Source organism: Alterluteimonas muca, assembly GCF_021191595.1.
Taxonomy (GTDB): Bacteria; Pseudomonadota; Gammaproteobacteria; order Xanthomonadales; family Xanthomonadaceae; genus Luteimonas; species Luteimonas muca.
Genome location: NZ_JAIWPS010000004.1, coordinates 169598 through 192207 on the forward strand (window position 1 = coordinate 169598; position 22610 = coordinate 192207).

General features: G+C 69.3%; 18 protein-coding genes. 9 read left to right on the forward strand and 9 right to left on the reverse strand.

The features are described 5' to 3' along the window. Positions 1-41: 41 nt before the first annotated feature. Genes LDO11_RS07840 through LDO11_RS07855 form a run of 4 tightly spaced genes read right to left on the reverse strand, consistent with a single transcriptional unit; the run spans position 42 to position 2679 of the window. Entirely contained in the window at positions 42-1076 is a 1035-nt protein-coding gene (locus LDO11_RS07840) for an ABC-2 transporter permease (protein WP_232141031.1), read from the reverse strand. Further along, positions 1073-1933, reverse strand: a complete 861-nt coding sequence (locus LDO11_RS07845) for an ABC transporter ATP-binding protein (protein ID WP_255683358.1) — start codon at positions 1931-1933, stop codon at positions 1073-1075. The genes LDO11_RS07840 and LDO11_RS07845 overlap by 4 nt, the downstream gene beginning before the upstream one ends. Before the next feature lie 35 nt (positions 1934-1968). Further along, positions 1969-2340 (reverse strand): GntR family transcriptional regulator, encoded by a 372-nt coding sequence (locus LDO11_RS07850; RefSeq protein WP_129135983.1) that lies wholly within the window; start codon positions 2338-2340, stop codon positions 1969-1971. 3 nt (positions 2341-2343) lie between these two features. Then, the gene (locus LDO11_RS07855; protein ID WP_232141033.1) at positions 2344-2679 is read right to left on the reverse strand and encodes a hypothetical protein; all 336 of its coding nucleotides are present in this window, start codon (positions 2677-2679) and stop codon (positions 2344-2346) included. Between the two features lie 159 nt (positions 2680-2838). Between LDO11_RS07855 and LDO11_RS07860 the strand changes: the two genes are divergently transcribed. Continuing rightward, on the forward strand, positions 2839-3354 hold the full coding sequence (locus LDO11_RS07860) for a glutathione peroxidase (protein ID WP_232141034.1): 516 nt from the start codon (positions 2839-2841) through the stop codon (positions 3352-3354). Between the two features lie 33 nt (positions 3355-3387). Here the strand turns inward: LDO11_RS07860 and LDO11_RS07865 are convergent, their stop codons facing one another. Next, on the reverse strand, positions 3388-5187 hold the full coding sequence (locus LDO11_RS07865) for a glycoside hydrolase family 15 protein (RefSeq protein WP_129135980.1): 1800 nt from the start codon (positions 5185-5187) through the stop codon (positions 3388-3390). Positions 5188-5359: 172 nt separating this feature from the next. Next, complete coding sequence (locus tag LDO11_RS07870) at positions 5360-6406, reverse strand: SDR family oxidoreductase (RefSeq protein ID WP_232141035.1); 1047 nt, start codon at positions 6404-6406, stop codon at positions 5360-5362. 307 nt (positions 6407-6713) lie between these two features. Here LDO11_RS07870 and LDO11_RS07875 point away from each other — a divergent pair, with 307 nt between their 5' ends. From LDO11_RS07875 to LDO11_RS07890, 4 genes are all read left to right on the forward strand, one after another. Beyond that, on the forward strand, positions 6714-7658 hold the full coding sequence (locus LDO11_RS07875) for an FKBP-type peptidyl-prolyl cis-trans isomerase N-terminal domain-containing protein (RefSeq protein WP_232141036.1): 945 nt from the start codon (positions 6714-6716) through the stop codon (positions 7656-7658). Positions 7659-7728: 70 nt separating this feature from the next. Then, entirely contained in the window at positions 7729-8496 is a 768-nt protein-coding gene (gene bamJ / locus LDO11_RS07880) for a BamJ family beta-barrel-assembly machinery protein (protein WP_232141037.1), read from the forward strand. 78 nt (positions 8497-8574) lie between these two features. Then, positions 8575-8802: a SlyX family protein gene (locus LDO11_RS07885; protein WP_255683359.1), complete on the forward strand. Its 228-nt coding sequence runs from the start codon at positions 8575-8577 to the stop codon at positions 8800-8802. Between the two features lie 19 nt (positions 8803-8821). Beyond that, a complete protein-coding gene (locus tag LDO11_RS07890) occupies positions 8822-9469 on the forward strand; it encodes a DUF2058 domain-containing protein (protein ID WP_232141039.1) in 648 nt (215 codons plus the stop codon). A gap of 7 nt (positions 9470-9476) precedes the next feature. Here the strand turns inward: LDO11_RS07890 and metH are convergent, their stop codons facing one another. Genes metH through LDO11_RS07905 form a run of 3 tightly spaced genes read right to left on the reverse strand, consistent with a single transcriptional unit; the run spans position 9477 to position 14214 of the window. Next, positions 9477-12164 carry a methionine synthase gene (gene metH / locus LDO11_RS07895; protein ID WP_232141040.1) on the reverse strand — a complete coding sequence of 896 codons (2688 nt, stop codon included), beginning with the start codon at positions 12162-12164 and terminating at the stop codon, positions 9477-9479. Then, complete coding sequence (locus tag LDO11_RS07900) at positions 12161-13240, reverse strand: homocysteine S-methyltransferase family protein (RefSeq protein ID WP_232141041.1); 1080 nt, start codon at positions 13238-13240, stop codon at positions 12161-12163. The genes metH and LDO11_RS07900 overlap by 4 nt, the downstream gene beginning before the upstream one ends. Further along, complete coding sequence (locus LDO11_RS07905; RefSeq protein WP_232141042.1) at positions 13237-14214, reverse strand: ArsR/SmtB family transcription factor; 978 nt, start codon at positions 14212-14214, stop codon at positions 13237-13239. Before LDO11_RS07905 ends, LDO11_RS07900 begins: the two co-directional genes overlap by 4 nt. A 122-nt stretch (positions 14215-14336) precedes the next feature. Between LDO11_RS07905 and LDO11_RS07910 the strand changes: the two genes are divergently transcribed. From LDO11_RS07910 to LDO11_RS07925, 4 genes are all read left to right on the forward strand, one after another. Further along, entirely contained in the window at positions 14337-15491 is a 1155-nt protein-coding gene (locus tag LDO11_RS07910) for an acyl-CoA dehydrogenase family protein (protein ID WP_343226114.1), read from the forward strand. A 148-nt stretch (positions 15492-15639) separates the two neighbouring features. Next, positions 15640-20640: an NAD-glutamate dehydrogenase domain-containing protein gene (locus tag LDO11_RS07915; RefSeq protein WP_232141044.1), complete on the forward strand. Its 5001-nt coding sequence runs from the start codon at positions 15640-15642 to the stop codon at positions 20638-20640. A gap of 155 nt (positions 20641-20795) precedes the next feature. Further along, the gene (locus LDO11_RS07920) at positions 20796-21563 is read left to right on the forward strand and encodes an NAD kinase (RefSeq protein WP_232141045.1); all 768 of its coding nucleotides are present in this window, start codon (positions 20796-20798) and stop codon (positions 21561-21563) included. A 69-nt stretch (positions 21564-21632) separates the two neighbouring features. After that, complete coding sequence (locus tag LDO11_RS07925) at positions 21633-22589, forward strand: 5'-nucleotidase (protein WP_129135969.1); 957 nt, start codon at positions 21633-21635, stop codon at positions 22587-22589. Positions 22590-22610: the final 21 nt, after the last annotated feature.

Below are 22610 nucleotides of genomic sequence, written 5' to 3' on the forward strand. Positions count from 1 at the left end.
GGCGTCCTTGTTGAGGAATGGTTCCCGCACGCGGTGCGGACTCAGATCTCTTCGCGCCAGCGGCGCAGGCGCACCGCGATGGCGATCATCAACGCGCCCGCCGCGGCGCCGATCCACATCTTCGGCGACAGGAAGGTGGAGTACATGGCGCGCAGGTTGAGCACGTCGCGCAGGTCGCCGGGGGCATCGATGGCATGCAGGTTGACCGCGTCCATCCAGCCGGCCGGCACCACGCTCAGGAGCATGCGTGCCACCACGTTCTGCCAGAACCACTCCGCCTGCAGCCCGAAGTAGCCCATCACCTCGAACCACCAGACGAACACCCCCAGCAGCACCGGGATCACGATCGCCCACAGGAACGGCTTGCCCTTCGCCCAGGCCGAGCACAGCAGCAGCCAGCCGATGGTCGGCAGCGCCCAGACCGCGTACACCGGAATCGCCGCGAGCACGAACGCCGCCATCCGGAACGGCCCGCCCGAGGCCCACACCAGCTGGAAGGCGTTGCCGCCGTGCGCGGCCACCAGCACGCTGACGATGATCGCGAACAGCAGCATCGTGACCAGTGCGGCCGCGGTTGCCAGCAGCGGCGCCACCAGCGCAGCACTCGCGACCTTCGACAGCACGGTGTCGCGGTCCGACACCGGCAGCGACTTCCAGAACAGCACGCCGCGGTCCTTGCGGTCGTCGTACAGCGCGCCCAGGCAGTAGAAGAACACCACGAAGGCCATGACGATGAACGGCCAGCTGGAGGCCATCAGCAGGCTGGCATCGAAGGCCTCGCCGAGCTGCTGCAATTCGACCGGGCTCATCCGGCTGGTGATCATGCCGAGGTCGAGGCCGTTGATGGTGACGCCGTCGATCTGCAGCTCGCCATCGGCCATTGCCCGGCGTGCCATCACCGAGGCGACCACCGCGAAGATCATCGTCAGCAACAGCGAGATGCCGCCGGCGATCAGCGGCGCCCACAGGAAGCCGCCGCGGTGTTCCCAGTATTCGCGCCGGAGCAGCATCGGAAACGGATGCGCGCGCGGCCTCGTGGCGCGCCCCATGGCCGGGGTTTCGACGTGGGCATTCATGCGTAGGTTCCTTTCATCTGGGCCACGAACAGGTCGGCGAGGCCGGGATTGCGGGTTTCGCCGTACTCGGCCAGGCGCGCGACGGGCACGCCGTCGAACAGCATCACGGTCTTGCCGAACGGCAGGCTGCGCTCGTTCACCGGGCCCAGTGCACGGGCGGCGTCGAGGCGGTCGGCATTGACCAGCACCTCGGTGAAGCGCTCGCCGACCTCGTCCATCGTCGACTGCAGCACGATCCGGCCGTCACGGATGAACATCACGTCGGTGAGGATGTGCTCGATCTCCTCCACCTGGTGGGTGGTGACCAGGATCGTCTTCTGCTCGTCGAAATAGTCCTCCAGCAGGCGCTGGTAGAACTCCTTGCGGTAGAGGATGTCCAGGCCCAGGGTGGGCTCGTCGAGCACCAGCAGGCGGGCGTCGATCGCCATGACCAGCGCCAGGTGCAGCTGCACGATCATGCCCTTGGACATCTCGCGCACCCGCATCTTCGGGGTGAGCCTGGTGTTGGCCAGGAAGCGCTCGCAGCGGCTGCGGTCGAAGCGCGGGTGCACGGCTTCCACGTAGTCGATGGCCTCGCGCACGCGCATCCAGCGTGGCAGCACCGCGACATCGGCGATGAAGCAGACATCGTTCATCAGCCGGTCGCGGTCGCGGCGCGGGTCGAGCCCCAGCACCTGCAGGTCACCGTCGACCTGCAACAGGCCGAGGATCGCCTTGAGCGCGGTGGTCTTGCCGGCGCCGTTGGGGCCGATCAGCCCGACGATGCGCCCGGGCTCGATGGCGAAGCTGGCATCGGCCAGCGCCACGGAGTGGCGATAGGCCTTGCGCAGGCCGCGTGCCTGGATGACATGGGGCAGGGTGACGTCGGGTCGCGTGACGTTGGACGGCGTGTTCACTCGGCACCTCCAGTGCGCAGCGGTCGCGTGAGTTCATCCAGGTCCAGGCCCAGGCGCTGGATGCGTTCCAGTACCAGCGGCCATTCCTCGTTGAGGAAGCGCTCGCGCTCGTTGGACAACAGTTTCCTGGACGCTTCTTCGGTGACGAACATGCCCAGCCCGCGGCGCTTTTCCACCAGCGCCTCGTCCGCGAGTTCCTGGTAGGCGCGCGAGACGGTGATCGGGTTGAGCTGGTAATCGGCGGCGACCTGCCTCACCGAGGGCAGGGCGTCGCCGGGTTTGAGTACGCCGTCGAGCATCATCGCGATCACCCGTTCCTTGAGTTGGCGGTAGATGGGAGCGCCATCGCTCCACTGGATGTCGGCCATGGGTCAGCTCCCTACCGGGCGCAGTCCCTGCGCGAACGAGAAGTACGGCATTGCCAGCGCCTGGTGGCGGCGGCGCGCGCGCCGCGGCGCGGACTGGGCTTCGTCCGGTTCGACCGAGGCCCGGGTGCTGCCCCGGGCGGAGAGCGCATCGGCCGTGGCGGCGACCGCAGAGGTGCCGATGGCGGTGCCGTGCACGCTGGGATCATCGTGGCTACCGGACAGGTGCGCGATCGTGGAACCTGGCGCCTGCGGCAACGGGCTGGCGGCCAGCAGCATCAGGACACCGGCAAGGCCGGTGAACGAGAAAGCCAGTATCGTGTTGTGGAGCTTGCGGTTCATGTCGAACCTCCTGCCCTGGTTAATCGGTGTTGTATGAAACTATAACACCAGAACAGTTGAGGTCAAGCAGCTGGTATCCCCAACTGATGGCAGGATCGGTCCGGTCCCCAAGGAGTCAGTGTGATGAGATTCAAATCAGCGGTTTGCGGGATTTTCCTGATGCTGTTGCTCACGCCGGTGCAGGCCGCGGACACGCTGCTGGACCACACGTACCGGCCGCTGGCGGGGCGTGAGCCGGTGGATCTGCGCGAGTCCTATGGCGGCCGGGTACTGCTGGTGGTCAACACCGCCAGCAAATGCGGGCTGGCGCCGCAGTTCGAGGCGCTGGAAGCGCTGCATTCGAAATACGCCACGCGCGGCTTCGCGGTGCTCGGATTCCCCTCGGGTGACTTCCGCGAGCAGGAATTCGAGGACGAGGCCGAGATCCGCGAGTTCTGCACCCTGACCTACGGCGTCCGTTTCCCGATGTTCGAGCGCGTGCACGTGGTCGGCCCGCAGGCCACCGGGCTGTATCGCGATCTTGCGGCCGCAAGCGACGGCGACGTACCGAAGTGGAACTTCCACAAGTACCTGATCGGTCGCGACGGCAGGCTGGTGGACAGCTGGGGCAGCCGCACGCCGCCGGATGATCCCGCGATCGTCAGCGCGATCGAGCGCGCGCTGGGCTCGCCCTGAAGCAGGGTCGTGCTGCGGTAACCGCCGTGCAGGTCAGTCCTGACGGGCCTCGCGCGCGGCGCCACGGCGGCCGGCGAAATTGAACGCGGTGTCGATCAGCGCGAAATGGGAGAACGCCTGGGGGAAATTGCCGACCTGGCAGTTGTTCTCCACGTCGTACTGCTCGGCCAGCAGGCCGACGTCGTTGCATAGCGAAAGCAGGCGTTCGTACAGGGCACGTGCCTCGTCCTCGCGGCCCTGCAGGATCCGGTTGTCGGCCAGCCAGAAGGTGCAGGCGAGGAATGCGCCTTCCTCGCCGTCCAGGCCATCACCCGCCGCCTTCGGGTCATAGCGCAGCAGCAGGCCGTCGCGCGAGAGTTCGCGTTCGATCACGTCGATGGTGGACACCATGCGCGGGTCATCGGCCGGCAGGAAGCCCAGGATCGGCATCAGCAGTACGGCGGCGTCCAGATGGGGCTCGCCATAGGCCTGCACGAATGCCCCACGTTCGTGGTCGTAGCCGCGCTCGAGCAGTTCGGCGCGGATGGCGTCGCGGGTCTGCTCCCAGCGGTCGACCGGGCCTTCCAGGCCGAAGTCACGCGCGAGCTTCACCGCGCGGTCGAACGCGACCCAGCACATCAGCCGCGAATGCACGAAGTGCCGGCGACCGCCGCGCACCTCCCAGATGCCCTCGTCCGGCTGCTGCCAGGCGCCTTCCAGGTATTCGAGGATGTCGCGCTGGAATTCGGGCACGTCGGGCGGCAGGTCCAGTCCGTTGGCACGCGCCTCGTACAGGGTGTCCATCACGCTGCCGAAGATGTCGAGCTGCAGCTGCCTGTAGGCGGCATTGCCGATGCGCACCGGCCGCGAGTCGGCATGGCCGGGCAGCCAGTCCAGCTCGACCTCGTCGGTGCGGTGGCCGCCGTCGATGGCGTACATCGGCTGTGCCTGCGACGCCACCCCGGCCACCGAGCGCATGACCCAGCGGCACCAGGCTTCGGCTTCCTCGCGATGCCCGGCGTTGAGCAGCGACAGCAGGGTGAACGTGGCATCGCGCAGCCAGCAATAGCGATAGTCCCAGTTCCGCGACCCGCCAAGCCTTTCCGGCAGCGAGGTGGTGGGCGCGGCGACGATGCCGCCGGTCGGGCGATAGGTGAGCGCCTTGACCGTCAGCAGCGAGCGCTTGACCGCGTTGCGCCATGGCCCGTCGTAGTCCGAACGTGCCGACCAGCCGGTCCAGAACTCGCAGGTCTCCTGCAGGGCCTGTTCGGCGTCGGGGAGTTCCGGCGGTGGCAGGTGCGAGGCCTTGTGCACGAGTACGAACGGCAGGCGCTGGCCTTCCTCGACGGTGAAGACGGCCACGGTGGCGTGGTCGTTGGAGCGTGTCGTCACCGGGGAGGCGAGGGTCACCGAGTGCGGGCCGGCCTCGGCACGCAGCACCTCGCCCTCCAGCCGCGACACCCAGGGCACGATGCGGCCGTAATCGAAGCGCAGGGCCAGGTCCATGCGCATCTCCACCCGGCCGCTGCGCCCGACCACCACCCGCACCAGCTCGGACACGGGCCGGGCGTTGCGGATGGTCATGAAGTCGATCACGGCCACGGTGCCGGTCGCAGTCTCGAATTCGGTTTCCAGGACCAGGGTGTCGCCGAGATAGCGCCGGCGGCTGCGCGCCTCCCCGTCGCACGGGGCAATCAGCCAACGGCCATGCTCCCGGGTGCCCAGCAGCGCCGCCAGACAGGCATTCGAATCGAAACGGGGCCAGCACAGCCAGTCGATCGAGCCGTTGCTGGCGACCAGCGCCGCGGTTTCGCAGTCGCCGATGATCGCGTAATCGGCGATCGGCCGGCTCATGCGGGCCTGCCCCGCGCAACCACGGCCACCAGCACGTCCGAAAGGCCGCGCATCCTGCGGATGTCACGGGTGGCCGCACTGCGTGGCAGACCGTCGAGCGCTGCGAGCAGGCGCGCGTTCGGCTGGATGCGGCGCACCGGCGCCGGAGCGGGACGCGCGAGCGGGCGCACCGTCAGCGACCCGAACGGCCGGCGAGGCGCAGACCGAGCGCCAGCCCGGCCGCCGCCGCCAGGGTGCAGGCGGCGATCACCGCACCGCTGCGTGCGGTCTGCGCCGACATCATCACCGGCGCGCGCTTGACCTCGTGCCCGAACGCGCCGTAGGTGCGGTGGCGCCCGGCCACCGGTTCGAACAGGTTGTCGCCACCGCGGGCGGCCTTGCCCTCTCCGCGCCGCTGGCCTTCCACCGCCTTGCTGGCCAGATAGCGGTCCATGCGTCCCGGCGCAACCATGTTGGCAAGGATCGTCGCCGGGGTGGTGGCGCCCAGCCAGTACTCGCGCACCGGGTGGGCTGCCGCGTGCAGGATCGCCTTCGCGGCCTCGTCGGGCGAGAACACCGGCGCGACCGGGCGCGGCGCGCCCCGGTCATGGCTGCGCGCCCAGTCGAACTGCGGCGTGTTGATTGCCGGCAGATGCACGGCGGTGAGCTGCACGCCGCTGCGTGCATGCAGCAGTTCGGTGCGCAGCGAGTCGGTGAATCCGCGGATCGCGTGCTTGGCGCCGCAATAGGCCGCCTGCAGCGGAATGCCGCGGAAGGCCAGCGACGAGCCGACCTGCACGATCACCCCGCGGTTGCGCGGGCGCATATGCGCCAGCGCGGCCAGCGTGCCGTGCACATAGCCCAGGTAGGTCACCTCGGTGACGCGGCGGATCTCGGCGGCGTCCATCGCATCGACCGGCGAGAACACCGTGGCCATCGCGTTGTTGACCCAGACATCGATCGGGCCAAGCCGGGTTTCGCAGTCGTCGGCGGCGGCGCGCACGGCGTCGGCATCGGACACGTCCACGGCGAAGGTGGCGACCTCGGCCCCCAGTGCTTCGAGTTCCTGGCGGGTTTCGTCCAGCCCCGCCGGGTCACGGGCGATCAGGCCGACCCGGGCGCCGCGGCGCGCGAAGCGGATCGCGGTGGCGCGGCCGACGCCGGCGGTGCCGCCGGTGATCATCACCACCCTGCCGTGGAAATGGACGGGGATTTCGCTGGAACGTCGGAAGAGGGCCATGCTGCTCCTGGTGGGCGGGCGGGGCGCCGGGTCGGCAGTGCATGGTCGAAAAAAAAACGTGAAGGCATCGTGCCCGCGGGGCAGGACATCGGCGGTTCATCGCCCGCCCATCACCGTGGCGCGGTTTCGACGTGCCGGGAAGGCGCGCGGTGGCGCGATTGCCCGCGTGGCGTGCTGCCCTGACAATAGCCCGCTGCATCGTCTCCGCCCGATATCCGACAGCGCCCCCGGGGCGCCGCGGGCAGGGCGGAAGCGCATGGCCAGGTATCCGGGCGCGCGTCCGCGTCATCCATATGGAGTTGTCCCAATGAAGAAAGCGATGCGCGGTGCGGCCGCGCTCTGTCTGGCCGCGATGTGCGCGGTCGCGGTTCCGGCCACGGTCCTGGCGCAGGGGCAGCCGTTGCAGGGCGAGCGCGCCCAGGTCAGCTACATGGTCGGCATGGACGTGGGCCAGTCGATCGCGCCGGTCGGGCCGGACATCGACTACGCGGCGCTGGAGCGCGGCATCCGCAACGCCTTCGAGGGCGGCGAGCCGCTGCTGTCGGAACAGGACGTGGCGCAGACGGCGCAGGCGCTGATGCAGCGCATCGCCCTGCGCAACGGCCAGACCCCGCCCGGCATGCCGCCCGGCGCGGCGCCGCCGGAGGTCGACCGCGAGAAGGTCGGACTGATGGTCGGCAGCGATATCGGCCGTTCGCTGCAGCCGATCCAGGGTGAGCTCGAGCTCGCGGTGCTGGTGCAGGGCCTGCGTGCACGCGTCGAGGGCGGTCCGCTGCTGATGGACGACGCGCAGGCCGATGCGCTGCGGCAATCGTTCTCCGACCGCGTGCGCAAGGACATGGAAGCGCAGCAGGCGCAGGCCGGTGAGCGCAACCGCACCGAGGGCGAAACGTTCCTGGCCGGCAACCGCAACGAGACCGGCGTGCAGGTCACGCCGTCGGGCCTGCAGTACCGCGTGGTCCGCCAGGGCTCGGGACGCCGCCCGGTGGCCAGCGATCGCGTGCGCGTGCACTACGAGGGCAAGCTGCTCGATGGCACGGTCTTCGACAGTTCCTACGAACGCGGCCGCCCGGCCGACTTCGGGCTGGGCCAGGTCATCCCCGGCTGGACCGAGGGCGTGGCGCTGATGCCGATCGGCAGCAAGTACCGCTTCTGGATTCCCGCGCGCCTCGGCTATGGCGCCAAGGGCACCGAAGGCATTCCGCCGGAGGCCACCCTGGTGTTCGACGTCGAACTGCTCGACATCCTCTGATCGCGTTCGCGCTCCAAATGGCCGGCGCGCTGTCCGCGCCGCCCGCAACCTTTCCTTCCAGGAGTTCCCCATGAAGATTTCCCGCAGCGCCCTGACCATCTCCGCGCTCGCGCTGGCCACCACCCTCGGGCTGTCGGCCTGCAAGAAGATCGAGGACGGCGAGGGCTCGACCGGCGCCGCGACGGCCGCTGGCGCCGATGCGCCCGCCGTGCAGGTGCCGGGGCTCAAGAGCAACCGCGAGCAGGTCGGCTATGCGATCGGCCTGGACCTGGGCAACTCGATCAAGCCGCTCGAGGACGAGGTCGACCTCGACGCGATGGTACGTGGCATCCGCGACAACCTTGCCGGCAACGAACCCAGGCTCAACGACGAGCAGGTCATGCAGGTGATGCAGGGCCTCGCCACGCGCATGCAGGCGAAGCAGGCTGCCGAAGCACAGACCCGCCTCGACGACGAGAAGAAGATCCTCGACGAGAACGCCGCCCGCGAAAACGTGCAGACCACGGCTTCGGGCCTGCAGTATGAAGTGCTGACCCCCGGCACCGGCCCGACCCCGACCACCAGCGACCGCGTGCGCGTGCACTACGAGGGCAAGCTGCTCGACGGCACCGTGTTCGACAGCTCGATCCAGCGTGGCGAGCCGGTGGAATTCGCACTGGCCGAGATCATCCCGGGCTGGCAGGAAGGCCTGCAGCTGATGCAGCAGGGTGCGAAGCACCGCCTGTGGATCCCCAGCAGCCTGGGTTATGGCGAGCAGGGCGCTGGCCCGATCCCGCCGAACGCGGCGCTGCAGTTCGAGGTCGAGCTGATCGAAGTGCTGCCGGCCAGCGCACAGTAGGCACGCGGTTCCGGCTGGCGCGTCCACGTGGCGCCGCCAGCCGGGACCTGCCGGCGTGGAAGGGAACGAAAAAACGTGATGGACAAGCTGGCGATGGACGAGCTGGAACAGCGCGTGGTTGAACTGGAAACGCGGGTCGCGTTCCAGGAGCGCGCCCTCAACGAGGTGAGCGATGCGCTTGCCGGGCTGCGCCTGCAGTCCGCGCAGAACGCGGAACTGCTGCGGCGCAGCCTTGATGAACTGAAGCAGGCGCGTGGCGGGTTCTTCGCCGACCCGGCGGACGAGCCGCCGCCGCCGCACTACTGACCGGAACGACGGCACGACGATGAGCGATACCCTGCGCGACCAGCTCCTGGGCCTGGGCTTCAAGGCCCCCACGCCGGAGCGCAAGCCCGCGCGCAAGCCCGGCACGGGCGGTAATCCCACGTCCGCCAAGGCGGACCCGGCGCGCCATGGCCAACGCCGGCCGGATGGCAAGCCGTCGTCGGGCAAGCCCCCGGCACGCGGCGACGCGCGTACCCGCGGCCGCGGCAAGCCGGCATCGCGCGAGGACATCGACCTTGCCAAGGCGTATGCCATCCGCGCGCAGAAGGAGAAGGACGAGCGCATCGCCGCCGAGAAGCAGAAGCAGGAGGAGGCGCGCCTGCGCCGCGAGGCGCGTGCGCGGCTGGCCACCCTGCTCGACGGCAAGGCGCTCAACCGCGAGGACGCCGAGATCGCCCGGCATTTCGAGTACGGCGGCAAGATCAAGCGCATCTACGTGACCGCCGACCAGTTGCAGGCGCTCAACGCCGGCGAGCTCGGCGTGGCCCAGCTCAACGGCCGCTACCTGCTGGTGACCGCGGCGGTGCTGGCCGAGGCCGAGGCGGTGTTCGCGCCGTCGGTGGCGCTGCGGGTGGATCCCGACGCGCCGGCCGGCGACGATCCCTACGCCGATCCGAAATACCAGGTGCCCGACGACCTGGTGTGGTGATCGCGCGTCACTGCGGGTCGTAGTCGAGCTGCGTCGCCAGCCAGCGTTCGGCCTGCTGCAGCGGCACGCCCTTGCGGCGCGCGTAGTCCGCGACCTGCTCGCGTGACACCCGGCCGACCACGAAATACTGGCTGCGCGGGTGGCTGAAGTAGTAACCCGACACCGCCGCAGTCGGCAGCATCGCGAAGTTCTCGGTCAACGACATGCCCGCATTGGCGCCGGCATCGAGCAGCGCGAACAGCGTGGTCTTCTCGCTGTGGTCCGGGCATGCCGGGTACCCGGGCGCGGGGCGGATGCCGCGGTAGCGTTCGGCGATCAGCGCATCGTTGTCGAGGGTTTCATCGGCGGCGTAGCCCCAGTACTCCATGCGCACGCGCTGGTGCAGGCCCTCGGCCAGCGCTTCCGCCAGGCGGTCGGCCAGCGCTTTGAGCAGGATCGCGTTGTAGTCGTCGTGGTCGGCCTCGAAGCGCGCGACATGCGGGTCCAGGCCGATGCCCGCGGTCACCGCAAAGCCGCCGATCCAGTCGGGGATGCCTGTCTCCCGCGGGGCGATGAAGTCGGCCAGGCAGAAGTCCGGGCGGTCGGCCGGCTTGTCGACCTGCTGGCGCAGGAAGTGCAGGGTGGTCCCGCCACTGTCGGCACGCACCACCACGTCGTCGCCGATGCTGCAGGCCGGCCACAGCCCGAACACGGCCTTCGCCGTCAGCCATTTCTCCTCGACGATGGTGGCAAGCATGGCCCGCGCATCGCGGTACAGCTCGCGGGCCTGGGCGCCGACGATGGCGTCGTCGAGGATCGCGGGATAGCGGCCCGCGAGTTCCCAGGCGTTGAAGAACGGGCTCCAGTCGATGCAGTCGACCAGCTCAGCCAGCGGCCAGTCCCCGAACACATGCAGCCCGGGGCGGTTCGGCGCGGGTGGCGCGTAGTCGTCCCAGCCGCCGTCGAATCGTTGGCCGCGCGCCTTCTGCAGCGACACCAGGCGCCTGGCGTCGCCGCGGGTGCGGTGGCGCTCGCGGATCCCGGCGTAGTCGGCATCGTTGGCGGCGACGAACGCCGCGCGCATGTCGCGCGAGATCAGCGATTGCGCAACGCCCACCGCGCGCGAGGCGTCCTTCACCCAGACCGTGGGCGCGGCGTAGTGAGGATCGATCTTCAGCGCCGTATGCGCACGCGAGGTGGTCGCGCCGCCGATCAGCAACGGCATCGTGAAGCCCTGCCGTTGCATCTCACGCGCGACATGGCCCATCTCCTCCAGCGACGGCGTGATCAGGCCGGACAGGCCGACCAGGTCGGCACCCACGTCGCGGGCGGTATCGAGGATCTTCTGCGTCGCCACCATCACCCCGAGGTCGACGACCTCGAAGTTGTTGCAGGCCAGTACCACGCCGACGATGTTCTTGCCGATGTCGTGGACGTCGCCCTTGACGGTGGCCAGCACGATGCGGCCGTTGGATTTCGCGACATCGCCGGTGCGGGCCTTTTCCGCCTCGATCCAGGGCAGCAGGTAGGCGACCGCCTTCTTCATCACCCGCGCCGATTTGACCACCTGTGGCAGGAACATCTTGCCGGCGCCGAACAGGTCGCCGACCACGTTCATCCCGTCCATCAGCGGCCCTTCGATGACATCCAGCGGGCGGGGCAGCTGCTGGCGAGCTTCCTCGGTGTCGGTTTCCACGTACTGGTCGATGCCGTGCACCAGCGCATGGGTGAGGCGTTCGCCCACCGGGCGCTGGCGCCAGGCCTGGTCCGCGACCTCGCGCGCGGCGCCGCTGCCGCGGAAGGTCTCCGCGATCTCGAGCAGGCGTTCGGTGGCATCCGCGCGGCGGTTGAGGACCACATCCTCCACGCGCGTGCGCAGCTCCGGGTCGAGGTCATCGTAGACCGGCAGCGCGCCGGCATTGACGATGCCCATGTCCATGCCGGCCTGGATCGCGTGGTAGAGGAACACCGAGTGGATCGCCGCGCGCACCGGCTCGTTGCCGCGGAACGAGAAACTGACGTTGGACACGCCACCCGAGACGTGGCAGTGCGGCAGCGTGGCGCGGATGATCCGCGTGGCCTCGATGAAGTCCACCGCGTAGTTGTCGTGCTCGGCGATGCCGGTGGCGATGGCGAAGATGTTGGGGTCGAAGATGATGTCTTCGGGCGGGAAACCGACCTCGTCGACGAGGATGCGGTAGGCGCGGCTGCAGATCTCCACCTTGCGTGCGCAGGTGTCGGCCTGGCCGTCCTCGTCGAAGGCCATCACCACCGCGGCCGCGCCGTAGCGCAGCACCTTGCGGGCCTGCGCCACGAACGCGGCGTGGCCGTCCTTCAGCGAGATCGAGTTCACCACGCCCTTGCCCTGCAGGCACTGCAACCCGGCCTCGATCACGCTCCATTTCGAGGAGTCGACCATCACCGGGATGCGCGCGATGTCCGGCTCGGAGGCGATCAGGCTGAGGAAGCGCACCATGGCCGCTTCGGAGTCGATCAGGCCCTCGTCCATGTTGACGTCGAGGATCTGTGCGCCGCTCTCGACCTGCTGGCGCGCGACCTCCACGGCATCCTCGTAGCGGCCTTCCTTGATGAGCTTGCGGAAGCGCGCGCTGCCGGTGACGTTGGTGCGCTCGCCGACGTTGACGAACAGCAGTTCCGGCGTGAGCACCAGCGGCTCGAGGCCGGACAGCCGGGTATGTCGCCGCGTGGCACTCACGCCAGCGCACCAGGGCGGCGGGGTGTCACGCCATGGACGGCTTCCGCGATCGCGGCGATATGCGCGGGCGTGGTGCCGCAGCAGCCTCCGACGAGATTGACCAGGCCCGCGGTGGCGAACTCCTTCAGCATCGTGGCCATCTCCTCCGGCGTCTCGTCGTAGCCGCCGAATGCGTTCGGCAGGCCGGCGTTGGGGTGCGCGCTGACGTGGCACTGCGCAATTCGCGCAAGGGTCTCGACATGCGGACGCAGTTCGCGCGCGCCGAGCGCGCAGTTGAGGCCGATCGACAGCGGTCGCGCGTGCATCAGCGAGACATGGAAGGCCTCGGCCGTCTGCCCGGAGAGGGTGCGGCCCGAGGCATCGGTGATCGTGCCCGAGACCATCACCGGCAGGCGTCCGCCGAGCTCGTCGAAAACCTCCTCGATCGCGTACAGCGCGGCCTTGGCATTGAGGGTGTCGAACACGGTCTCCACCATCACCACGTCCGCGCCGCCCTCGACCAGGCCGCGCGTGGCATCGCCGTAGGCCTTGCGCAGTTCGTCGAACGAGGTGTTGCGGAACCCGGGATCGTTGACGTCCGGGCTGATCGATGCGGTGCGGCTGGTCGGGCCGATCACCCCGACCACGAAACGCGGCTGCCCCGGGGTGACGGCTTCGGCAGCCTCGCAGGCCGTGCGTGCGATGCGCGCGCCCTCGCGGTTGAGCTCGCGTGCGAGGTGCTGCAGGCCGTAGTCGGCCTGGCTGATCGACGTGGAGTTGAAGGTGTTGGTCTCGACGAGGTCGGCGCCGGCGTCCAGGTAGGCACGATGGATGTCGGCGATGACGCCGGGGCGGGTCAGATTGAGCAGGTCGTTGTTGCCACGGAGCTCGTGCGCGGCGCGCTCGCCGGGGGCTTCGGCATCGAAGCCGTCGACGAAGCGCCCGCCGCGGTAATCCGCTTCGGCCAGCCCATGCTGCTGGATCAGCGTGCCCATCGCGCCGTCGATGACGAGGATGCGCTTCGACAGCGCATCCTCCAGCGCCTGCACCCGCTGCGGCTGCAGCCAGGGTTGACCACCGGCAACGGGTCGGCTCACGCCGGCGTTCCGGTGCGTGCCCGCGCCGGCACGTGTGCCGCGGCCGCGGGTTTGAGCGCGATCAGCGAGATGACCTCGAAATGCGGCGGCCGCTTCTCGCGGGTCACCGTGTTGATGCTCTGCAGCGACAGCCCGGCCCTGTCCACGAACCGGCGCAGCTCGCGCTCGTTGAAACCGAGGTTGACGTGGCCGTAGGCCTCGACCGCGCTGCGGTGCTCGTGGCGGGCGAGGGTGGTCAGCAGCAGCCGGCCGCCGGGGCGCAGTACGCGTGCGGCTTCCGCCACCGCCTGCGCGGGGCGGTCGGCATAGGTCAATGCATGCATCAGCACGACCAGGTCGAAGCCGCCTTCGTCGAAGGCGAGCGCGTGCATGTCGCCTTCGAGCACCTCGACGTTGCGGTAGCGCTTGAGCCTTTCCGCGGCCGCGTTGACCACGCGTGCGCTGGTGTCCACGCATACATAGCGCCGGGCATGCGGGGCGAGCAGTTCCGCCAGCACGCCGTCGCCGGAGGCGATGTCGAGTACGTCGCCGGTTTCCATCAGCGGCAGCGCGGAACGCGCCAGCGCTTCCCAGGTGCGGCCCGGCGAATAGTGTCGCTCCATGTCGCCGGCCACCGAGTCGGCCCAGTTCTGGTCGGCGGCGCGCATCGCCAGTACCGCGGCGACGCGCTCGGCATCCTGGCGCAGAAGGGGATCGTCGCTGCCGTCGCGCAGGGTGACCCAGAGGGTGCGGATGGCGGGGTCGAGCGGCGCGTCGTCGAAGCGGTAATAGGCCGAAACCCCGGCGCGACGGTCGCGCACCAGTCCGGCTTCCTTCAGCTTGGCCAGGTGCGTGGAGACCCGCGGCTGCGCCAGGCGGGTGATCGCCGAGAGCTCCGCCACGGTGAGTTCCTCACCTTCGAGCAGGGCCAGGAGCCGCACACGGGTGGCATCGGCGAGGATCTTGAGGCGTGCCGACCAGCTTTCCAGATCCATGAATATCTCTATATCGCGATATGGAGATAAGTCTGCGCGTGCGGGTCTGGAGCGTCAAGCCGGATGATGGGGTTTGCCCGCGTGCGCGGGTACAATTTGCGCTTTCCGTTCGGCTTCGAGGTGTGGGCGTGGAGTTCGGTTTCAGCGAAGAACAGTTGATGATCCAGGACGTGGCGCGCCGCATCGCGCAGGAAAAGATCGCGCCGTCGGCGGAAGGTTTCGATCGCAGCGGCGAGTTCCCGCTCGACAACATCCGCCTGCTGGGCGAGAACGGCCTGATGGGCATCGAGGTGCCGACGGAATACGGCGGTGCCGGCATGGACCCGATCGCCTATGTGCTGGCGATGGTGGAGATCGCCGCAGGCGATGCCGCGCACTCCACGATCATGTCGGTCAACAACTCGCTGTTCTGCAACGGCATCCTGACCCATGGCACGGAGGAGCAGAAGCAGCAGTACGTGCGTGCCATCGCCGAAGGTGCGGAGATCGGCGCGTTCGCGCTGACCGAGCCGCAGTCCGGCTCCGACGCCACCGCGATGCGGTGCCGCGCGGTGAAGCAGGATGATGGCAGCTATGTCATCAACGGCAAGAAGAGCTGGATCACGTCCGGCCCGGTGGCCAAGTATTTCGTTCTGTTCGCGGTGACCGACCCGGAGCAGGGGGCACGCGGCATCACCGCGTTCCTCGTCGATGGCGACCGCGCCGGCTTCCACCGCGGCAAGACCGAACCCAAGCTCGGCATCCGCGCCTCGGCCACCTGCGAGATCGAGTTCCAGGACTATGTGGCGCGCGCCGAGGACGTCCTCGGCCAGGAAGGCCAGGGCTTCAGGATCGCGATGAGCGTGCTCGACGCCGGGCGCATCGGCATCGCCTCGCAGGCGATCGGCCTGGCGCGCGCCGCCTACGAGGCGACGCTTGCGTACGTCAAGGAGCGCAAGGCCTTCGGTCAGCCGATCGGCGCGTTCCAGATGACCCAGGCCAAGATCGCCGACATGAAGTGCAAGCTCGATGCCTCGCTGCTGCTGACGCTGCGTGCCGCGTGGCTCAAGGGCCAGGGCAAGCGCTTCACCACCGAGGCGTCGGTGGCCAAGCTCACCGCATCGGAAGCGGCGATGTGGATCACCCACCAGGCGGTGCAGATCCACGCCGGCATGGGTTACTCCAAGGAGATGCCGATCGAGCGCTATTTCCGCGATGCCAAGATCACCGAGATCTACGAGGGCACCTCGGAAATCCAGCGCCTGGTCATCGCCCGCAACGAGACCGGGCTGCGTTGACCCCGACGTGACCACCCACGCCGCCGCCGCGAACGCGTTGCCCATGCCGGACATCCCGGCCGCATGCGCGACCGCGCCGTACGGCAACTGAACTCCCATGGCCGGCCCGCGCATCGCGCGGGCCTCATTGCATCCGGACCCACCGACCATGACCAGCAAACGCAGTTCCACCCGCAAACCCGCCGTCGCGACGGCCGACAGCCCCGCACGCGCGGTATCGAAGAAGGCCGCGCGCACTGCCGGCGGCGGCATCCTCGCGCCGATCCGCGCGGCGATCCGCGCCCGTGCCGGCGCGGCAGGCGCTGCCGACGCCGAGGCCTTCACCAATGCCTTCTACTACCGCATGGGCGAGGACGAACTGCCGCTGCACACCGCCGACGGCTGGGCAGCGCTGGCGTTCGATTTCCTCGAGTTCGCCCGCAAGCGCAAGCCGGGCACCGCACGCATGCGCCTGTTCAACCCGACCCTGAAGACCCATGGCTGGGAGTCGCCGCACACGGTGCTGCAGATCGTCAACGACGACATGCCGTTCCTGGTCGACTCGGTGACCATGGCGCTGGCCGAGCAGGGCATCGGCGTGCACGTGCTGGGCCATCCGGTGATCGCGCTGCGCCGCGATCGCGGCGGCAGGCTGCAGGCGGTGGGCGAGGGCGAGCCCGAATCGCTGATGCATCTCGAGATCGACCGCCAGCCGGCGGAGTCGATCGCCGTGATCGAGGAGGCGCTGGGCCACGTCCTGGGCGACGTGCGGCAGATCGTCGCCGACTGGCCGGCGATGCGCGACAGGATGGTTGCCGTCGCCGAGGACCTCGCCACCCGCGCGCTGCCGGTGGACGATGCGGTGCGTGCGGAGGCGCAGGAGTTCCTGCGCTGGGCCTCCAATGACCACTTCACCTTCCTGGGATACCGCGAGTACCAGGTGCGCCAGCGCGCCGGCGAGCCGAACCTGCTGGCGGTCGAGGATTCCGGCCTCGGCCTGCTGCGCGGCAAGGAGGTCGGCCAGCCGCGCTCGCTGCGTGCACTGGCCGCGCAGGCCGCGCGCGGCGAGGGCGAGATCGACCCGCTGATCCTGACCAAGACCAATGCGCGCTCCACCGTGCACCGTCCGGGTTTCATGGACTATGTCGGCATCCTGCAGTTCGACGCCAGGGGCCGGGCGATCGGCGAGCAGCGTTTCATCGGCCTGTACACCTCGGCCGCCTACAACCGCCGGCCGTGGGACATCCCGCTGGTGCGCGAGCGCTTCGAGCAGGTGATGAGCCGCTCGGGCCTGCGCGAGACCGGCCACAGCGGCAAGGCGCTCAAGCACATCCTCGAGACCCTGCCGCGCGACGAGCTGTTCCAGTCCAGCAGCGACGAACTCTACCGCCTGGCGCTGGGCATCCTGCACCTGCAGGAGCGCGTGCGCAGCCGCCTGTTCCTGCGCGCCGACCGCTACGGCCGCTTCTATTCGGTGCTGGCCTACGTGCCGCGCGACCGCTACAACACCGAGGTGCGCCTGCGCATCGAGGCGATGCTGCGCGAGGTGCTCGACGCCGACCGCGTGGATACCAGCGTGCAGGTCGGCGAGTCGCCGCTGGCGCAGCTGCACCTGATCGTGCGCCCGCGTTCCGGCAACACCGTCGACATCGACGCCGCGACGCTCGACCGTGAGCTGTCGGCGATCGTGCGCAACTGGCAGGACGACCTGCGCGACGCGCTGATCGCACGCCATGGCGAGGCCGAGGGCCTGGCGCTGGCGGGCCGCTTCGGCCGCGCGCTCAGCGTCGACTACATCGCCCAGGCCACCCCGGCGGTGGCGGCGAGCGACGTCGGCCAGCTGGCCGCGCTCGAGTCCGCCGACGACCTGCGCCTGAGCCTGGTGCGCGCAGCGGACTCCGCCGACGGCAGCGGCGGCCTGCGCCTGAAGCTGTTCCGCCAGCACCGCGACATTCCGCTGTCCGACGTGCTGCCGGTGATGGAGAACATGGGCCTGCGCGTGCTGTCCGAGCACCCGCACCGCATCGATGCCGGCGGCGACGTCTTCTACGTGCAGGACTTCGAGGTCGAAGCGGTGGGCGTGGAGCTCGATCTCGAGCGCATCGGCCCGGCGTTCGAGGAGGCCGTTGCCCGCCTGTGGCGCGACGAGGCCGAGAACGACGGCTTCAACCGCCTGATCGTGCTGGCCGGGCTGGACTGGCGCCAGGTGGCGATGCTGCGCGCCTACAGCAAGTACCTGCTGCAGGCCGGCGTGCCGTTCTCGCAGGCCTATATGGAGCAGACGCTGGCGCGTTACCCGCTGCTGTCGCGCCTGCTGGTCGAGCTGTTCGAAAGCCGCTTCCACCCGGCCACCGGCCGCGAGACCCGCGCGCAGATCGGCGAAGGCGTCGAGCAGCTGCGTGCGCAGTTCGCATCGCTCACCGGCGGCAACGCCGACGCGATGGCGGCCCTCGAGCCGGTGCTGCAGGCCCGCGAGGGCGACCGCGCCGGGCAGTACAGCGCCGCGCGCCAGGCCCTGGCTGCATTGCTCGACGGCGTCGGCAGCCTTGACGAGGACCGCATCCTGCGCGGCTTCATCGGCGTGATCGACGCCACCCTGCGCACCAGCTACTACCAGCGTGCGGCCGACGGCCAGGACAAGGACTTCGTGGCCTACAAGTTCGACTGCGCGCGCGTTCCGGAGCTGCCGAAGCCGCGCCCGTACCGCGAGATCTTCGTCTGTGGCCCGCGGGTCGAGGGCGTGCACCTGCGCTACGGGCCGGTCGCGCGTGGCGGCCTGCGCTGGTCGGACCGCCGCGAGGATTTCCGCACCGAGGTGCTGGGGCTGGTCAAGGCGCAGATGGTCAAGAACACCGTCATCGTGCCGGTCGGCGCCAAGGGCGGCTTCATCGTCAAGAAGCCGCCGGTGGGCGGCGATCGCGACGCCCAGCTGGCCGAGGGCATCGCCTGTTACCGCCGCTTCATCAGCGGCCTGCTCGATGTCACCGACAACGTCATCGACGGCAAGGTGGTTCCGCCGAACGACGTGGTGCGCCACGACGATGACGACTACTACCTGGTGGTCGCCGCCGACAAGGGCACCGCGACGTTCTCCGACATCGCCAACGGCATCTCCGCCGAATACAACTTCTGGCTGGGCGACGCCTTCGCCTCCGGCGGTTCGGTCGGCTACGACCACAAGGGCATGGGCATTACCGCCAAGGGCGCGTGGGAGTCGGTCAAGCGCCACTTCCGGGCGCTCGGCATCGACAGCCAGAACGAGGACTTCACCGCGGTCGGCATCGGCGACATGTCCGGCGACGTGTTCGGCAACGGCATGCTGCTGTCGAAGCACATCCGCCTGGTCGCCGCGTTCGACCACCGCCACATCTTCATCGACCCGCAGCCCGAGTCCGCACGTTCGTGGAAGGAGCGCGAGCGCCTGTTCCGCCTGCCGCGTTCGAGCTGGGAGGACTACGACAGGTCGCTGATCAGCGCCGGTGGCGGCGTGTGGCCGCGCTCGGCCAAGACGATCCCGGTTTCGGCGCAGGCACGCGAGGTGCTGGGGCTGGATGCCTCGGTCACCGCGCTCAGCCCGAACGAGCTGATGAACGCGATCCTCAAGGCGCCGGTGGACCTGCTGTGGAACGGCGGCATCGGCACCTACGTCAAGGGCTCCACCGAGAGCCACGCCGACGTCGGTGACCGCGCCAACAACGCCCTGCGCGTGGATGGCTGCGAATTGCGTTGCCGGGTGGTGGGCGAGGGCGGCAACCTCGGCTTCACCCAGCGCGGGCGCATCGAAGCGGCCCAGGTGGGCACGCTGCTCAACGCGGACTTCATCGACAACTCCGCCGGCGTGGACACCTCCGACCACGAGGTCAACATCAAGATCCTGCTCAACGGCCAGGTGCGGGCGAAGAAGCTCACCCTGCCGGCGCGCAACAAGCTGCTGGCCGACATGACCGGCGAGGTGGAATCGCTGGTGCTGTGGGACAACATCCGCCAGAACCAGGCGCTGAGCCTGATGGAGCGGATGAGCCTGTCGCGACTGGGATCCAAGCAGCACTTCATCCGCACGCTGGAATCGCAGGGGCTGCTGGACCGGCAGATCGAGTTCCTGCCGTCGGACGCCGAGATCTCCGCGCGCCGTGCCCGCGGCCAGGGCCTGACCCGGCCCGAACTCGCCGTGCTGCTGTCGTATTCGAAGCTGGTGGCGTTCCAGCAGATGCTCGATTCCGACATCCCGGAGGACCCGTACCTGTCGAAGGAGCTGCAGCGCTACTTCCCCGAGCCGCTGCGCGTGAAGTACGCCGCGGCGATGGAGAAGCACCCGCTCAAGCGCGAGATCATCGCCACCGCGGTGACCAACGCCACCATCAACCGGATGGGTGCGACCTTCCTGATGCGCATGCAGGAGGACACCGGCCGCAGTGCGGCCGAGGTGGCCAAGGCCTACACCGTGAGCCGCGAGACGCTGGATGCACGTGCGCTGTGGACCCAGCTTGACGCGCTCGACCTCAAGGTCAGCGAAGAGGCGCAGATCGATGCCCTGCAGGCGATCTGGAACCTGCAGCGCTCGTACGTGCGCTGGCTGCTCAACCGCCAGGGCGAGATGCCGGCGATCACCCGGGCAGTGGAGCGCTACCACGATGCGCTCAACGAGATCCGCCGTGCCGACGGTATCCTCCCGGATTCCCAGCGTGGCGAGTACGAGGCGGGCCTTGTGGCGTGGGCCGAACGCGGCATGCCGGCAGACCTCGCCCGTGAGCTGGCGGAACTGCCGTACCTGGCCTCGGCGCTCGACATCATCGAGCTGGCGCGGGCGCGCAGGATGAAGCCGGTGGACGTGGCGAAGGTGCACTTCCGCGTCGGCGAGGCGCTGCGCCTGCCGTGGCTGTTCTCGCAGATCGAGGCGCTGGAGGTGCAGGGCCGCTGGCATGCGGTGGCACGCGGCGTGCTGCGTGACGACCTCGCGACCCAGCAGACCCTGCTGACCGCGCAGGTGCTCGACATGCCCGGCCGCGTTGCCGATGACAAGGTCGCCGCCTGGGTGGGTCGTGACGACGCCACGCTGCGCTTCACCCTCGGCATGCTCGACGAGATGTGCGCGCAGAAGTCGCTGGACTATCCGACGGTCTCGGTGGCGGTCAGCCGCCTCGGCCAGCTGGCCGGTACCGGCGCCGGCTGATCCGGCATGCGAACGGTCCGTCGGCACTTCCCGACGGACCGGGCGATCGGAGTGCCCGCGTGCGTGATGCCGCGGGCATCGTTGTTCGTGGCAGGCCGGTGCCTGTCGCGGCGTTGCCCGCGTTATCCTGCCCGCGACCCATCGGGAGCCGTCGGATGTCCGCGCCGCGCATTGCTTTCCTCGCCAGTCCTGCCGATCACGCACGCGTTGCGCTGGAGACACTGGTCGCCAGGCATGGCAACCATGCCCCGGAGGACGCCGATGTGCTGTGCGCGCTCGGTGGCGATGGCTTCATGCTGCAGACCCTGCATCGCCATGGCGCGCTGGACAGGCCGGTGTTCGGAATGAAGCTCGGCACCGTCGGCTTCCTGATGAACCATCACCGCGCGGAGGGCCTGCTCGAGCGCATCGCCGCCGCCGAGCCCGCCACCCTGCGACCGCTGGAGATGGTGGTGCAGACCGAATCCGGCACCAGCGTGGGTTCGCTGGCCTACAACGAAGTCTCGCTGTTGCGGCAGACCCGCCAGGCCGCGCACCTGAGCATCGAGCTCAACGGCCGCACCCGCCTGGAGGAACTGATCTGCGATGGCGTGCTGGTGGCGTCGCCGGCGGGCAGCACCGCCTACAACTATTCCGCGCATGGTCCGATCCTGCCGCTGGGCAGCGGGCTGTTCGCGCTGACGCCGATCGCGCCGTTCCGCCCGCGCCGCTGGCGGGGCGCGATCCTGCGTGCCGACACCGAGGTCGTGTTCCGCGTGCTCGATCCCTACAAGCGCCCGGTCAGCGCCACCGCCGATTCGCACGAGGTCCGCGACGTCGTCGAGGTACGCATCCGCGAGGCACGCGACCGCCAGGTCACGCTGCTGTTCGATCCCGAGCACAACCTCGAGGAGCGGATCCTGAGCGAACAGTTCATGGCGTGACGGCGGGGGTCATCCACGGGCCTGCGTCGCGTCTCACGGCATGCGCCGCACCCGCCGCATAATCCGCGCATGTCGATCCCATCCGTCTCCACGCTCACCATCGCCATCTCGTCGCGGGCGCTGTTCGACCTCGAGGACAGCCATGCGCTGTTCGAGGAGGAGGGCATCGAGGCGTACTCGAACTATCAGCGCGCCCACGAGGACGACATCCTGCCGCCCGGCATCGCGTTCGCACTGGTGCGCAAGCTGCTTGCGCTCAACGAATCCGCGCCGCCGGATGCGCCGCATGTGGAGGTGATCCTGCTGTCGCGCAATTCGGCCGATACCGGGCTGCGGATCTTCAACTCGATCCAGCACCACGGCCTGCCGATCTCGCGCGCGACGTTCACCTCGGGCGAGCCGACCTGGCCGTATATCCGGCCGTTCGGTGCGCAGCTGCTGCTGTCGGCGAATCCGGAATCGGTACGCCGCGCGCTTGCCGATGGCATTGCCGCCGCGACCATCCTGCCGAGCGCGGCGCTGCCGCCGCCGGCGCGGGCGGGCGAAGCCGCCACCAGTGCCCGCGCGCAGATCCGCATCGCCTTCGATGGCGACGCGGTGATCTTCGGCGACGAGGGCGAGCGGGTGTCGCAGGAAAGCGGCATCGAGGCCTTCCATCGCCATGAGCGCGAGCGCGCCCGCGAGGCGCTTTCGGGCGGTCCGTTCCGCGGTTTCCTGTCCGCCCTGCACGATCTGCAGGAGGCGTTTCCCGCAGGGCCGGATGCGCCGATCCGCACCGCGCTGGTCACCGCGCGCTCGGCGCCGGCACACGAGCGCGTGATCCGCACGCTGCGCGAGTGGGGCGTGCGCCTGGACGAGGCACTGTTCCTCGGCGGCCGGCCGAAGGGCCCGTTCCTGGAAGCCTTCGGCGCCGACATCTTCTTCGACGATTCCCTGCACAACATCGATTCCGCGCGCCAGCACGTCACCGCCGGCCATGTACCCCACGGGATATCGAACCTCCCCAGGGTTCCCGCTGCGAAGTAGACGGCTACCCGCCACACACTG

Bases quoted from the DNA above. Each gene is read 5' to 3' on its own strand.
- LDO11_RS07885 (WP_255683359.1), top strand. From the start codon at position 8,575: ATGGACAAGCTGGCGATGGACGAGCTGGAACAGCGCGTGGTTGAACTG.
- LDO11_RS07855 (WP_232141033.1), bottom strand. From the start codon at position 2,679: ATGAACCGCAAGCTCCACAACACGATACTGGCTTTCTCGTTCACCGGC.
- LDO11_RS07905 (WP_232141042.1), bottom strand. From the start codon at position 14,214: ATGGATCTGGAAAGCTGGTCGGCACGCCTCAAGATCCTCGCCGATGCC.
- LDO11_RS07925 (WP_129135969.1), top strand. From the start codon at position 21,633: ATGTCGATCCCATCCGTCTCCACGCTCACCATCGCCATCTCGTCGCGG.
- LDO11_RS07915 (WP_232141044.1), top strand. From the start codon at position 15,640: ATGACCAGCAAACGCAGTTCCACCCGCAAACCCGCCGTCGCGACGGCC.
- LDO11_RS07850 (WP_129135983.1), bottom strand. From the start codon at position 2,340: ATGGCCGACATCCAGTGGAGCGATGGCGCTCCCATCTACCGCCAACTC.
- LDO11_RS07840 (WP_232141031.1), bottom strand. From the start codon at position 1,076: ATGAATGCCCACGTCGAAACCCCGGCCATGGGGCGCGCCACGAGGCCG.
- LDO11_RS07860 (WP_232141034.1), top strand. From the start codon at position 2,839: ATGCTGTTGCTCACGCCGGTGCAGGCCGCGGACACGCTGCTGGACCAC.
- LDO11_RS07865 (WP_129135980.1), bottom strand. From the start codon at position 5,187: ATGAGCCGGCCGATCGCCGATTACGCGATCATCGGCGACTGCGAAACC.
- LDO11_RS07920 (WP_232141045.1), top strand. From the start codon at position 20,796: ATGTCCGCGCCGCGCATTGCTTTCCTCGCCAGTCCTGCCGATCACGCA.
- LDO11_RS07875 (WP_232141036.1), top strand. From the start codon at position 6,714: ATGAAGAAAGCGATGCGCGGTGCGGCCGCGCTCTGTCTGGCCGCGATG.
- LDO11_RS07870 (WP_232141035.1), bottom strand. From the start codon at position 6,406: ATGGCCCTCTTCCGACGTTCCAGCGAAATCCCCGTCCATTTCCACGGC.
- bamJ (WP_232141037.1), top strand. From the start codon at position 7,729: ATGAAGATTTCCCGCAGCGCCCTGACCATCTCCGCGCTCGCGCTGGCC.
- LDO11_RS07890 (WP_232141039.1), top strand. From the start codon at position 8,822: ATGAGCGATACCCTGCGCGACCAGCTCCTGGGCCTGGGCTTCAAGGCC.